The organism is Paenibacillus sp. FSL H8-0548 (assembly GCF_038630985.1).
Taxonomy (GTDB): domain Bacteria; phylum Bacillota; class Bacilli; order Paenibacillales; family Paenibacillaceae; genus Pristimantibacillus.
Genome location: NZ_CP152049.1, coordinates 5,650,087 through 5,665,272, shown reverse-complemented (window position 1 = coordinate 5,665,272; position 15,186 = coordinate 5,650,087). Strand labels below are relative to the sequence as shown.

Below are 15,186 nucleotides of genomic sequence, written 5' to 3'. Positions count from 1 at the left end.
CTATCCTGCTTCGCTGTTCACGCATGACATTATGACGGGGGATCGCGATGAAGGCCAAGAAATACGAGAAATTCCTGTCTAGCAACTTTGCAGAATACTTCCTTTATTTCGTTGGATTAGCCTTTCTGGTTACCGTCCTTCTCGGCGGTTCGCTCTATTATTACGCTTCCGCCTTCATGAAGGAGGAGGCCGTTACGAGCAACAGCAACTCTCTGAATCTGCTTCGCAACGCGCAAGAGCTCGTTCTGTCTGAAGTTGACAAGTCGATGGGCAATATATTTTTGGATTCATTCTATGCCTCCTATATGGATTATTACTACCGGGGGGACATGATTACGCTGCAGAAGCTTCAGAACCGTCTTGACGATGTGCTGTCGACCAACGATTATATTGAATCCGCTTATATTTATTACCACCGCGACCGATTTGTGCTTTCATCCAGGCAAGGGCCTGTTCCAATCGAAGACTTCGACGACCGAACGTTTGCGGAGGAACTTACATCTAAAGCCGTTGACACAAATGATGTGAACACGCGCATGCTGTCCGCAGGTTCGGAGGACAACCGCTTTGTAATTACGATGGTGAAGGCGATTCCGATCTACTATAATACATCGCTGCCGATGGCTTACGTCGTAATTAACATTAAGGGCTTCTACTTGCAGGAAGTGATTGATTCCATTAAAACGAACCCGGACGCGGTTATTCTTGTTGCGGATGCCGCCGGCAACGTTATTACGCAGAATGCAGGCACAAGCGCGAACGTGCGCCATGCTTCGGAATATATGTCGTTCCCCGCTGAGGTTCCTGTGGATTCCTATGAGAAGGAAATCGATGGTGCGGAAACGCTGGTTTCTTACGTCAGCTCAGAGAAGTACGGCTGGACGTATATTTATACCGTTCCTATGGATGTCATTACGGCGAAAATTAAAATTTGGTTAAGGACAGCGCTTATTGTAAGCGTATTCGTAATTTTGCTCGGACTGGCGGTGTCGCTGCTGTTCTCCAAGCGCATCTTCGATCCGCTCAAACGGATGCTGCAGTTGCTGAAAAACAGTGAAATGGAAGAAGGCGGCAAGCCGGGCGGATCTCTCAAGGAAGTGACGCAGATCGAACGAAATGTGAGCCGTATTTTGGATCGGAATCGTCGACTGGAGCTGATGATGGGCGAATATGAAGCATACAGCCGGAAAAAATTTCTGGCTTCGCTGCTGTCAGAGGCGGAGAATGAGGCCTCGAACACGCTGGAGAAGCTGACTTATTATGGTCTGCGCTTCGACCCGGAGGGATATGTGGTGACCGGGTTGCTCTCTATGGACGACTATGGGAAGTATTGTGGTGAGCATACAGAGAAGGCACGTAACGAGCTGTTTCTTGGAATTTTGGATACACTGGAGAACGATTTGCTGCTGCATGAGAACAGCTTTATCGTGGAGGCCGAGACGAACCAGCTGGTCTGGGTGATGAACTATCCGGCGATTCTTGCTGCCTCTGAGGTGAAGGAATTGGCTTATGCTGTTGCCAAGAATGTGCATGCTTCTATCCATGAACGTTATCCGTTCAGTTTCACGGCAGGAATTAGTTCTCCTTACAAGGGGATCGCGAACATTCCGAAGAGCTTCTACGAAGCGTCGGCCGCGGCTGACCATAGACTTATTCTGGAGAACGGGAACATCATTCTCTATGAAAGCGTGGAGCGAAGCGACAAGCATATCGCTTACCCCGTCGCGATCGAGAAGAAGCTGCTGAGCGGACTGAAGATGGGCGACTCGGCCGCCGTAGCCGCACATTTCGCCGATTTCGAGGCATATATTCAGGAGCATGCGACAGAGCATATGGAAGTGGTGCGGGGTTTCTTCCTGCAGCTGTTCTCCTCGTCTGTGAAGTGCATCTACGAGATGGATTCCGACTTTGAGCTGGGTTCATTGATGGGCGAGGCGAAGCATGTCGACCTGCTTAACGAGGAAACGATGCGCGGCATGGTTGTTTATCTAGGCAAGGTATATGATCAGATTTTGGCTTATCTCGAGAATAAGCGCAGTGCGAAGAACAAAGAGTTGACCGACGAGGTCAAGGCGTATGTAACCGGCCATATCGCGGATGATTTGACGCTGGAGCGTCTCAGCGAGCAATTCTATATCAGCTCGTCCCATCTCCGCAAGCTATTCAAGGACGAGACGGGCGATACGGTCAAAAACTATATTCAATTCGAAAGAATGCGCATCGCGAAGAAGCTGCTGGCGTCGTCCGGCTTGAAGGTGGCAGATATCGCCCAACGGATCGGCTACATGTCGGCGCAGTCCTTTGCCAAGGTGTTCAAGCAGGAGACAGGCAAGACACCAGTGGAATTCCGCGACGAGTACCAGCGCCAGATCAGACAGGAGGAGAATGAATGATGAAGAAACCATTGTACGGCAAGGATGCGGTTATCCCCGAGAAGCTGAGCATTGCCTTCCTTGGTCAAGGACCTTGGGAGAATGGTGAGGCGATCCGGCTGATGGAGGAATACTTCTCCAAGCACCATAAGGAAAATGAAATCGTTATGAAACGGGTTCGGGGTGTCGAGGAATTGGAGGGGCATTCGGAGGATTGTAATTGGGTCATTCAATATGCTGGCGGGAACGATGAAGGCGTCCGGCTGCCTCAGGGGGTGGGCATGATCCACAAAGCTGGCGCTAAAGCCGTCATCTTGACGGAGCATGATGTCGATGACAGCCTGTCTGTTGCACTAGGAGAAGCCGACTTTATCATGAGGCTGGATATCTCTTCCGAGCCTGGAGAGCGCGATTGGTCTGTTGCCAAGGGACTGCTAAGAGGGCTGTTCAATGTTACGCTGCAGTTGAAGCCCTTTGATGGCATGATCCGCGGAACGTGGCAGGGTTATGAACGTGCCGACTTCATGCTGCAAGGAAGGGAAGGTTTCGTCATCTTCCCGAGGGAGGCTGCTCCGGGAAGGCCTTGGATATGGCGTGCTGAATTTTTTAATGATTTCCCGTCCGTCGATGTGGCGTTGCTGGATAGAGGCTGGGCGATCGCATATGGTAGGTTCAGCCATATGTATGGCTGCCCAGGAGCTATCCTGCTGATGCGGGCGTTCCAATCCTTTGTGACGGAGATGTTCGGACTTGCCGACCGAACCGTTTTGTTCGGCTTCAGCCGTGGCGGTCTGTACAGCTTCAACTATGCGGCGGCCTATCCGGGCAAGGTGCGCGCGCTGTATCTGGACGCGCCTGTGCTGGACATTCGCAGCTGGCCGGGCGGCAAGGGTAACGGAATTGGAGCCGTGTTCGAGTGGGAGGAATGCAAGGCCATATATGGCTTGTCCGAAGAAGAGAGCGCGAACGCCCGCGTATCTCCACTGGATCAGATTGAAGCAGTAGCCGCAGCAGGCATTCCGATCATCATCGTGGCTGGAGATGCGGATGTTCCGGTTCCCCTCTCCGAGAATGGGGCTCTGCTGGCGGAGAAATACCGCAGCCTCGGAGGCGAGCTGGAGTTGATCGTCAAGCCAGGGGTCGGTCATCATCCTCATAGCCTGGAGGATCCGTCGATAGTTGTTGAATTTATAATGAAGCATTAGAAAACAAGAGAAATGATCAGACGTGGGCAGAAACGTAATGAGGTCGGACCGGCTTCCGGACGTACGCACGAAAGTGGCAACGCTCAGCTTCGATGACGGCTGCGGTCATGATTATCTATTATAAGCTTCACCTTATTACCAACCAGATGCGAGCTTGCTCTCATCTGGTTTTTGTGCGTTTGGGAGCGCACATCGATTAGTACTGGATGACTAAGCTCCAGAATTTGTGGGAGTTATCTGGATTTATCGGAAATTCATCTCCACGCAATCAGTGCGACCCTATCGAGTATGCAATGAAAATCATTTTTAACAATAAAAATCGTTTTGGTTCATTGATAGTAGCGCTTGAATATGCTTGTAATCATTTTTTATTTTTTAAAATAAAGCGATTTCATCCTGAAAAGTCAGAATGGTTTATTGTTGTCGCACAGAAGCGATGCCATACTAAACATGTATTACCGTCGTGGCTCATCAGTATAACGAAGGAGGAAAAATGAAAGCCCTTTCTAAATGACTTTTGCGGATGGAAACGAACCATGACCTGTGTAATCAATATGTTAAGAGGAGGAAGAAAGACAAGATGAGAAAAATTCCTGTTATTCTGGTATTTGTATTGTTATCTACCTATTTAAGCATTACTCCGGCGGCTATGGCTGCCACGGGAGTGGAGGCATATGAATCTGGCTATGAGTCGATTCGGCTAAAGCAATATGAGCTGCTCACGGGGCAAGGAACTTATGATTCCGATCAACCAGATTCGGTTATTGCCAAGAAACTGGATCAATTGGATGCGCTTACAGATCAGCATGTGAATGCGATGAATAGCGCTGCTGATCGGACCTATTTATGGGAGGATTTGCGATATGGGGCGAATGCCGTGGTAGAAGGGGAGCTGTTTGCGGGAAGTTCTACTGAAAGCGTTGCCTATTCCTACTCCCGTCTGGTTGTGATGGCCAGAACCTATGCCACGCCGGGAACCGACTGGTATAAGAAAGATGAGCTTGCCGATCTGATTATAGGCGGAATGGACTTCCTCTATGACAATTGGTATAACTTGACTCGTGACTTCTCCGGCGCGAACTGGTGGTATCTGAAAATTGATATTCCCGGCAAAATTAACAACGTCGCTGTTCTGATGTATGACCGGCTTAGTGAGGCTCAATTGCAGAATTACATGAATTCGATTGATCGATATGTTCCTACTATCGTTGATGATTCTCCTACCGCGGCCTCCGGTGAAAATGTTGGAGCCAATGCAGTATGGAAGGGATTCCGCGTCTTGCTAAGCGGAGCTTTAAGCAGGAACCCGGCAAAGATCGCAGAGGCAAGAGATAAGCTGAGCGAGAGCTTCGAGTATGTGGAGTCTGGCGATGGCATGCAGGAGGACTATTCCTTTTTGCAGCACGCCTGGAATCCTTATAATCTATCATATGGTATGTCTTCATTAACCGATATTGTTAATACGCTTTATGTTTTGCAAGGAACTCCCTGGTACCCAACGGATCCTAACCTGTCAAGGGTGTTTGAGTGGACCGAGAAGGCTTATGAGCCGTTTATTGTAAATGGGCTCGGGATGGGGATGGTGGAGGGGCGGGCTGTTGCGCGGAAGAGTGCGTCGAAGCAATCCGCCTACAATCTCATAAACACGGTTGCCAAAATGAGCACATTTGCTCCGGAGGAGTATGTCTCTCGTTACAAATCCATGGTCAAGAGTATGATGATCAGCATCAATCTTGATGAATACAATAATTATTCTGCCATATTGGAGCTGAAGCTAAGCAACGATATATTTACGGATTCTTCTGTTGCCGTGTCAACTCGAACCGCGGAACATCTCAGATATCCCGGGATGGATCGTGTTGTGCATCGCAATGAAGATTTCACGATTGGCTTGGCGATGCACTCTGTGCGGACCAAAAACTTTGAGGCTAACGGCGAATACAAAAATGGCTGGAATATAGCCAATGGCATGACATACGTGTACACGGACAAAGATAAGCTGCAATTTACGGACAACTTCTGGTTTACCGTGGATCCGGACAAGCTTCCAGGGACAACGGTCAATAGCCGTCCGCGTCCTCTTGAAATTAACGGTGTCAGTGTGGATATGTGGAATGAGCATCCTTACATGTCCAAGCCGTTCATTGCCAACAATCCCATGACATGGACGGGTGGGACAGACCTTGGCAGCTATGGCATTGCCGGCATGCAATTATCGGGCGTACTCAACTCGAGTATCAATGCGAACACCGCGATAAAAGAGCTCATGGCCCAAAAGTCATGGTTTATGTTTGACGATGAGGTTGTTGCCCTGGGAGCGGACATAAGCAGCAGCGAAGGCTCCAATATTCATACGATTGTAGAAAACAGAAGGCTGTCTCCGGAAGCCAATGAATTATTCGTTATAGACGGAGAGGAGCAGCCTGCGGGTCCGTTGGAGCGAACGGTATCGAATGCACAGTGGATGCATCTGGATGCCATGGGAGGCTATTATTTCCCACAACCAGAAACGATGCAGGTCGCCCGGTACAGCCGGAGCGGCAATCTCCATGCTATAAGCGTTCACGGAGATCCCACAGAGCCTCAGATAACGGAAAATTATTTGTCCATTATGAAGGACCATGGCGCAAACATAACCGGTGAACATTACGAGTATGTCATTCTGCCTGCCCGAACGGTTCAGGATACGGAGGCATACGCCAGCAATCCGGATATTGAGGTCCTCGCTAATTCGAACAAAATCCAGGCTGTGAGGGAAAAGGAACTGGTGATTACAGCGGCAAACTTCTGGACAGATGAGGTATCGGCAGTCGACAAGCTGCGGGTAAACAAAAAGGCTTCCGTTATGATTCGCCAACAAGGCGACGAGCTGGCTGTATCTGTCTCAGACCCAACCCAATCCAATTCGGGAACGATTCTGCTGGAGATCAATCACAGCGCGGAGGCTTTGACAAGTGCGGATCCCCGAATTGAAGTGATCAGCCTACAGCCGACAATTATGCTGGGCGTCAACGTCAATGGGCTGAAGGGCAAGTCCATCCAAATCGCGTTTGCCGGAGTTGGAAATGGCAAGGAGGAAGCCATATTTCTCGCTGATAACGATGTGGCCTTGGCAGCCAGACAGGTTGCTGTGAAATTTGCCATCAACGCTGCCCAGAATTTGCTAGACGGGTCGATGATTGGTTATAGCAACGGCCAATATCCGTTTTCTGCCCAAACCGAACTGGAAGAAGCCATTGCTCTGGCGACTCCGGTTGCGATTGATACCGACTTGACTGATTCGGAAACAGCGGAGGTTGTTCGCGCTCTGGATATTGCGGTCCAGCGATTTAAGTCATCAGAGGTGCGGACCAGTCTGCAGATCGCCGTGGATGCGGATACATCTGTTCAATTTAATAACTCCGCCGGTCTGGGCATAGATGCGGAAATCTTCGTTAAGACGGACAACACAGGATGGCTCGGCGGAACGAGAGTTGCTTTTCTAAGATTCGTACTTGGAGATAATGCAGCTGTTGTCAAGAGCGCCAAGCTGGCGATTCATACCAGAATTGCAGAAACTACGACGGCACTGCCGCCGTTAACGATCCGGAGTGTGGCGGGGAACGATTGGTCGGAAACGGGAATGACGTACAGCTCGATGCCGGCGTACAGTGAATCCGTTGTCGCTGAGTCTACCCCGTCAAGCAAAAATCAGGTGGAGACCGAATTCGACATTACCTCATACATTGCCGATCAATTATCCGATGGCATCGTGTCCATGGCTGTCGTCCAGGTACCTCTGCTTCCTATCATTGCGCCGAACACACCTAACAATGATAATACGAGTCCTCTCTACAGAATCAGGTCGAAGGAGGGCGGAGCGGCCACAGCGCCCCGGCTGGTAATCGAATATGAAACGCTGGAGGGAGCATTGGCCAATGCCGAAGCGGCAATAGAACGGATTCCTGCCGAGATCGCGGCTGAGCTGCAAGCCAAGACAATTGAGCTGGAAGGAAAGATAACTGCGGGAGAAGCTTTATTAATTCAGGAGAATGCGGAAGATGAAGAAGTCCGCGCTGCTATCGTAGCCTTAATGACGGCAACGGAAGTAGTAAACGATGCTCTTGCTGCCATCCCCCCAACAGTACCGCAAGGACTGAGCGGTGCGACCAATGATAATACGGTGCTGTTGAGCTGGCAGGCTTCCGCCGATATGTTCGGAATAGCGGGATATGCCGTCTACCGAAATGGCGTGGAACTGGCTGTAACAGCGGCAACGGATTTTCAGGATACGGATGTACAGTTCAACTCGGAGTATATCTACAGTATTGCAGCAATCGACACGGCGGGAAATCGTTCGGAGCTCAGTGAGCAGGTCATCCTGACCATCGGACAATCGGCTGATCTGGAACCGCCCGGTACGCCCCAACATGTGACAGGAGTCGTTAGCGGAGCAGAGGTTCAATTGAATTGGGGCGCATCGACAGATAATGTCGGGGTAGTCAAGTATGTCATTTATCGCGATGATGTCCTGCTTGTGGATGTGGCGACGACGAGATATCGCGATGTAAGTCCTATGCTTGGCGCCACGCATGCTTATACCGTTCAAGCGATAGACGCTGCTGGCAATGTTTCCGAACTCAGTCTACCGGCGCAGGTTTTTATTCCGATCGATCCGGATTTAGCAGCCAGACAGATCATTGTAGCAAATGCGATTCAAGTTGCCCGGGATGTACTAAACGGCGCCTTCATTGGATATGAATACGGGCAATACCCGCCTGCAGCAAAAAGTAGGCTGGAAACGGCGATTGCCGGAATCGTCCCTTACGCTTCAAAAGAGGATTTAAATGAAGCAGAAAAATCGGATGCCGTCAGACAACTGGATATTGCCGTAAAGAACTTTCAATTATCAAAGGTACGGGACAGCTTGACGATTATTGCGGATGCAGACACGGCTATTCGATTTGGAACATCGGAGAATCATGGCCATGCCGGAGTGCTGCCTATCAAAACAGATACATCATGGGCGGGAGGAAACAGGGTCGGTTTGCTGAGATTTGTGCTTGGTGACAATGACCAAGTTGTCAAAAACGTCAAACTGGTCTTTCAGGGAAGCGTCAATGACAGCAACCCGTCAGCGGTTGTTCCACCTATAACCATTCGGGCCTTAACCGACAGCAATTGGTCGGAAACGGGAGTTACACACAATGATATGCCGGATTACATTGGGGATGTACTCGCTGAATCCACTCCGTCAGGCAGGGGTCAGGTGGAAACGGAGTTTGACATTACCAATTACGTTGCTGAAAATCTGGCTAGTGGCATTGTGTCTATGGCCATCGTCCAGAAAGCTATGACAGATGAGAATCCAAATTTGTTTTATCAGGTAACAACGAAAGAAGCCGTATATTCGACAGCAAATCCGCCACGGCTGATCATTGAATATGATCTTCCGGCGACGCTGGAGGCAGCCATGATGAAAGCTGTGGAGGCTATAAACCGGATTCCAGCAGCCACACCTGATCACTTGTGGGAACCAAGAGAGTCGTTGCTGGAGAGCATGCATAGAGCAGAAGAGCTGCTTGCAAGCCATGAGGCCGCCGACGAAGCGATCATTCAATCCATCGCGGCACTGAAAGTATTGACGGATCAGGTGAATGATGGAATTGCTGGGATTCCGCCCGTCAATTCGCCAACGGTACCGCAAAACGTCACCGGATCCGTGTATGAACAGGCTATCCTGCTCAGTTGGCAGGCTGTAGAGGATGTTTCTGAAATAGCAGGTTATACCGTCTATCGAAACGATGAGGAATGGGCTACAACAACGGGTGTTGAATTTCTGGATACGAATGTTGTGCCGGGCATCGCATACAACTATACGGTTGCAGCTTTGGATAACGCAGGTAATCGCTCGGCACTCAGCCAGTCGGTGCAGATCATAATTCCTGCTGTTCAAGACCCTGAGCAGTCGACGGATTCCAATAATCCATCGTCGCCGCCTTCACCAGTGGTCCCGATTGAACCACATATTCTTGCTTTGAATGCCGAGCAATTGAAGCAAGCAGTGAGCAAGAATTCAGACATCGTTCTGGAAAATGGCAAGACGGAGCTGTTGCTCCCGGCTAATGTCGGCGAACTGCTGCAAGGCCATAGATTGTCCATACAATCCAAAGGTCTTCACTTATCCATTCCCTCAACCGTATGGGGTATTTCAAATGAGGAGGAAGAAGACGCAGGCCAATTTGCGCTGAGTGTGGGAATCGCTACGGAACAACCGGGGGACCAACATTTGGGAAGTCAGCAACGGCTTGGAAGTCCTATATTCAACCTGACTCTAGCCTTCAGAACTTCTGAGATAACGAAGGAGGTGGCAAGCTTTGTGGAGCCGCTGAAGCTTACATTGAAGGTGGATGCAGATAAAGTCGACGACAGGCTGATCGGCATATACCGTTATGATGAGCAGAAGGGATTATGGACATTTATCCGTGGCAAGTACAATGTATTGCTTCAGGAAGCTGAGGTTGAGATCAGCAGACCCGGCCAATACGCGGTGCTGGAGTATGATAAGTCTTTCGAGGATGTCTCTGAGGAGCATTGGCTGCATATGAGCCTGAAGGTTCTGACTTCGCAGCATCTGGTATATGGCGTAACGGATGAGAGCTTTATGCCTAAGCAGGTTGCGACCCGGGCAGATTTTGTGACCCTGCTTGTACGTGCCTTGAATATTCCGCCAGCGGTTCTGGGGGAGAACGTCTTTGAAGATGTGGCGGCTGAGGCCTGGTTCCACGATAGCGTGCAATCTGCACACGCGGCGGGGCTGATCGAAGGACACTCCGATGGCACCTTTGGTCCCGAAGAAAGGTTAACAAGAGAGCAGTTGGCGGTGCTTCTGGTTCGAGCTTATGAATGGTATACCGGAAGCAGTATTGTCGTTAGTAAGGAGTTAGGCTCATTTGCCGATGGAGGGAATGTATCAGCATGGGCGCAATCCCATGTTGACAAAGCTGTAACTGTCGGCATTATGAAAGGCCAGAATGCACAGTATTTCAACCCGCTTGCCTATGCGACTCGCGCAGATACCGCGCAGGCGATCTATAATTTGCTCCAACAATGGGATTAATTCTGAATGAGGAATAAGAGAGAACTAGAGTAGATGATAAGGCTATCCCTAAAGGTCTAACAAGACCTGAGGGATAGCCTCCTTTTTTAAAACAATAGAGTGATGTTGACATGGCAGTCATCCGTCAAGGTCTAACAATGGATTAGAGGGGGCGTTCCGATTTTTTTGGACATGGAGCTTTCGAGCTAAGTTGTTGGCGGGAATTTCTATTATTCTTTTGTTGACTTTTACATTACATGCTTATTTGTCATACCGATCACAATTCAACATCTTTAAGAACGAGCTGAGCCAGCAGTTCTCGAAAGCAAATGAGCAAGCAGCCGCACGTTTGGAATTGCGTGTGAAGGAAATAAACCGAATTTCGAATTATGTCGTATTTAATCCGATTATCGAAACCACGCTGCTTGAAATGATGCGCGGAGAGATTAGTCAATTTGAGGATTACAGCCAAAAAGTGCAAATGTCAAAGCTGCTCAATCAGATCAAATTGGACGAACCGAAAATTATTTCTTTATTTTTATTCGATCTGACCGGGAAAAACCATTATGTCGGACATATGCAAAATCCGGTCAACCAAATAGATTCTGCGAGTTTCGCGGTCATCCTCGAGGCTGTCAATCAAACGATAGGTGAAACCGTCTGGATGAGACTGTCCTTGCCAAGCGTCGTCGAGCAAAGCGGATTCAGGTCTGTTATTGTTGCCTCGCGATGGATGAACAGCAATGAAGCAGGCCGCTACGGCATAATGACGATGGTGATCGACGAAACGTTTTTCACCGAGTTGTTCCAAGAGCTGATTAGCGCGGATAATTCGGAAGTATCTCTGCTAAGCCCAAGGAAGCATAGTCTATACACTAATGTGTCGGGAAACTCTGTTTCTTCGGAGTCACTATTGACGTATTCCAACCAGAGCATCATATCCGAAAGCAACGGCAGGCTGTACCTCTATGCGAAGCATCAAACTCATGACCAATTTTCCCTTATCAGCCGAGTATCCATTAATGAATTTTTTAGTGAAATCCGGCAATTTTTTAAGACCAGTTTATTTTTGGCGGCCATCAGTATAATGCTGAGCGGATTTCTAATCGTCTTATTGACACAACAGCTGTTGAAGCCGTTAACCTTTATTATTAAAGCGATGCGCAGTATGAAGAAAGGAAACCTGGATAGTAGAATTGAAGTGAAGACGCTTGATGAATTTCAAATGATCGGCGAAAATTTTAATGCGATGGCGGATCATGTCCAGCAATTGATCAAGGAAGTGTATGAAAGAAGGCTGAACGAGCAGGAAGCGGAGCTGAAAGCGATACAAGCGCAGCTTAATCCTCATTTCTTGTACAATACGTTAAATGGGCTGTACTGGAAGCTGTATTTGAAAGATGAGAAAGAGACTGCCCATCTGGTCTCCGTATTATCAGAGATGATGAGATATTCATTGGAAAGCGTGGACCAGCCAACGATACTAGCGAGAGAAATTGAAATGATTCGCAATTATATTGCATTGCGTCTGGCATTTATAGATACAGAGACGGAATTTATTATTCGTATCCATGATGAGGTGCAATTCTGTTCCATTCAAGGTCTGTTGCTCCAGCCGCTGGTCGAAAATTTATTTATTCATGCGTTCAAAGATTTTGAAGGCGTGCAAATTGTGCTTATTTCGGCACATAAAAGTGAAGACGAGAAGCTGATCATTACGATAAAGGATAACGGTCATGGCATGAGTGGAAATACGATCAAGAGAATAAGAAATATTCACAAAGAACCGCAAGCTTCCATTGGTATACAGAGTGTAATTAAACGAGTAGAGCTCGTGCATGGCTCTCCTTATGGGGTGGAGATCGACAGCGCTCCTGGAGCAGGCACAATGATTTCGCTCACTTTGCCATTCCAAACGACGGGAGGAGGCACAGTCCTATGAGAGGCAGACTGCTTATAGTAGAGGATCAGGCTATATTTCGTGAAGGCTTGAAAAAAATGATAACGAGCAAAGCGACAGGCTGGATTGTGGCTGCAGAGGCATCTAACGGACATGAGGCTATCGTGCAAATAGAATTGTACAAGCCGGATCTCGTCCTTACCGATATTCGTATGCCTATGATGGACGGCATTGGGCTGATCCGACATATTTATACGCACAAGTTGGATACGCTGACTGTTATTTTGACCGGGTACAAAGACTTTGAATACGCGCAAACGGCCGTACAATATGGGGTTTTGGATTATTTGATTAAGCCTTGCACTGAAGATACGGTGGAGACGATGCTGAAGAAGGCTTATGAGAAATGGATTAGCGGCATATCGAAAAAAAACAGGCAGCTGGATCAGAAGAAGAAGCTGCAGGAGGCGGCGCTGCGTGAATTTTGCATGGGGTTGCCTTATGATCGGACTCGCCTAGGAGAGTTTTTCGCAGAGATTCAAGGCTATGAAGCGTTGTTTCTGAGAGTGACGACCTATTTCCCCAAGGGAAAAGCTTACCGGCCACAGGAGATGAGCTTATTGCAATTTGCTCTGATCAATATATTGGAGGAATTGTGTGTGGCGGATGATCTGGGCAAGGGGAGGTTGGTAGCCATTGAAGCCGATAAAATGATTCTGTTCTTGCCCAAGGCTGGGAAGCAAATCAAATCCATGACAAGCGTGATGCGAGATACGGTGTATAAGCTGCTCGGCTTGCATATGTCCGTATCAAACGCAGGCGAGATATCAACTGCGGAGGAACTCGGACGGCTTTACCGTCATTACAGCAGCGAACTGCCTCAGCTTACAGATACCAAGCCTATTAATCATAGTCAACAAGAGCAGGTAAGGGCTATTCGACTGAATCTGATGTCCAAGATCATTATGGGGTTTATTGTCGAGACGCAGCGACAAATACAAGATACATTGGAGCAACTAAAGCGGCAGTCACTGGAGGAATCCAAGCATACCGCATACTCTATGGTCTTGGCGCTGCGGGACATATTAGACAAGGAATTTCATTCTAGTCGGCTGCCCGAATTGCAGGGGGCCCGGCTGGATGAGCTGCAAAGGGCCGAGAGCGCGGAGCAGGTCTGCCTGTGGCTGCAGAAGATGACCGATCATTTCATGGCGGAGTATGAGGAATGGAGAAATCGCTCCAATGATGGTGTCATTGGCAAGGTGCTTGCTTACTTGGAGAGCAATTATATGAAGGAGTGCATTTTGTCGGAGCTGGCCGCAAGGTTTCACGTCAATGATACGTATTTGAGCAAATTGTTCAAGAAAGAAACCGGGGGGAATTTTTCGGCATACTTAACCAAGCTAAGAATGAATAAAGCAAGGCTGCTGCTGAGCAATACCGATATGAAAATATTCGAAATCGCTTCAATGGTAGGTTATGATGACCCGAATTATTTTACAAACGTATTTCGGACTGCGCTTCGGATGTCGCCAACCGAGTATCGAAAAAACTATAGACATATAAACAAGTGATTGCGCGGCGCCTTAGATAGAGGCGCCTTTTATTTGCAAGAAAACAAAGAATCATGACAAGTATCTCAAGGTCGCTTCCTTCAGTTGCAGGTAGAATAAGGGCATAGACAAACAAAGGAGTTGAAACGATGGCAATATTGACATCCAGAAGAAACCGTGAAAAATGGAAACGAAACATCCCGCTGCTTGCCATGCTGCTGCCGGGAATTATCTTTTATCTATTATTTAAATACGCTCCGATGCTTGGGCTTATGATCGCATTCAAAAATTATAATTTCTTCGATGGCGTTTTCGGCAGCCCCTGGGTCGGACTGGATAATTTTCAAACCTTGTTCAATCAGGTTCAAACCGTCAGCATTATTCGCAACACGTTTATACTGTCAATTTTGAATCTGGTCCTCGGGTTTCCAATGCCGATTATTATTGCAATTTTATTGAATGAAGTCAGTAAGTCTTGGTTCAAGCGATCTGTGCAGACGATTGTTTATTTGCCCCACTTCTTCTCATGGGTTATCATGGGCGGCCTGGTGATTACGTTGTTCTCGCAGGAGTCCGGAGCAATCAATTACTGGATTGAGCGGCTGTTCGGACAAACGTATCCCTTTCTCTACAATAAGGAATCATGGATTATGGTCTTCCTCGGATCCGGCATATGGAAGGAGATGGGCTTCGGAGCGATTGTCTACTTGGCGGCGCTTACTTCCATTGATCCGAGCCTGTACGAATCATCCAGTCTGGATGGTGCTTCCAAGGTACAGCAGATTAAATATATAACAATACCGGGTCTCATGCCGATTATAATCCTCATGCTGATTTTATCGCTCGGCAAAATTTTGGAGGTTGGATTTGACCAGGTATACGTATTGCAAAATGCCGCAGTGGCGGAAGTGTCCAATGTAATCAGCACCTATATATTCAAGGTTGGCATACAAGGTGCCAAGTTCAGCCTAACCTCGGCGATGGGGATGTTCGAGTCAGTCATTGGATTGATCTTTGTGGTCTCGGCCAACTATATAGCTCGGCGTTTCAATAATGGCTTATGGTAACGGAAGAATGA

General features: G+C 48.3%; 6 protein-coding genes. All 6 read left to right on the top strand.

The window, feature by feature from the left end; genetic code table 11:
* Window positions 1–47: 47 nt before the first annotated feature.
* The 6 genes from MHI37_RS24420 (at window position 48) to MHI37_RS24395 (ending at window position 15,175) form a co-directional block, all read left to right on the top strand.
* Window positions 48–2,393: a helix-turn-helix domain-containing protein gene (locus MHI37_RS24420; RefSeq protein ID WP_076339139.1), complete on the top strand. Its 2,346-nt coding sequence runs from the start codon at window positions 48–50 to the stop codon at window positions 2,391–2,393.
* Window positions 2,390–3,577, top strand: coding sequence for an alpha/beta hydrolase (locus MHI37_RS24415; RefSeq protein ID WP_218638951.1), 1,188 nt, complete (start codon window positions 2,390–2,392; stop codon window positions 3,575–3,577). The genes MHI37_RS24420 and MHI37_RS24415 overlap by 4 nt, the downstream gene beginning before the upstream one ends.
* 580 nt (window positions 3,578–4,157) lie before the next feature.
* Window positions 4,158–10,676 (top strand): polysaccharide lyase family 8 super-sandwich domain-containing protein, encoded by a 6,519-nt coding sequence (locus MHI37_RS24410; protein WP_076339141.1) that lies wholly within the window; start codon window positions 4,158–4,160, stop codon window positions 10,674–10,676.
* A gap of 190 nt (window positions 10,677–10,866) precedes the next feature.
* Window positions 10,867–12,597 (top strand): histidine kinase, encoded by a 1,731-nt coding sequence (locus MHI37_RS24405; protein WP_076339142.1) that lies wholly within the window; start codon window positions 10,867–10,869, stop codon window positions 12,595–12,597.
* Window positions 12,594–14,129 (top strand): response regulator, encoded by a 1,536-nt coding sequence (locus MHI37_RS24400; protein WP_076339143.1) that lies wholly within the window; start codon window positions 12,594–12,596, stop codon window positions 14,127–14,129. The genes MHI37_RS24405 and MHI37_RS24400 overlap by 4 nt, the downstream gene beginning before the upstream one ends.
* A gap of 128 nt (window positions 14,130–14,257) precedes the next feature.
* Entirely contained in the window at window positions 14,258–15,175 is a 918-nt protein-coding gene (locus MHI37_RS24395) for an ABC transporter permease subunit (RefSeq protein WP_076339144.1), read from the top strand.
* The last annotated feature ends 11 nt before the right edge of the window (window positions 15,176–15,186 follow it).

Coding starts and splice junctions, on each gene's coding strand:
- MHI37_RS24420 (WP_076339139.1), top strand. CDS start 48: ATGAAGGCCAAGAAATACGAGAAATTCCTGTCTAGCAACTTTGCAGAA.
- MHI37_RS24400 (WP_076339143.1), top strand. CDS start 12,594: ATGAGAGGCAGACTGCTTATAGTAGAGGATCAGGCTATATTTCGTGAA.
- MHI37_RS24410 (WP_076339141.1), top strand. CDS start 4,158: ATGAGAAAAATTCCTGTTATTCTGGTATTTGTATTGTTATCTACCTAT.
- MHI37_RS24415 (WP_218638951.1), top strand. CDS start 2,390: ATGATGAAGAAACCATTGTACGGCAAGGATGCGGTTATCCCCGAGAAG.
- MHI37_RS24395 (WP_076339144.1), top strand. CDS start 14,258: ATGGCAATATTGACATCCAGAAGAAACCGTGAAAAATGGAAACGAAAC.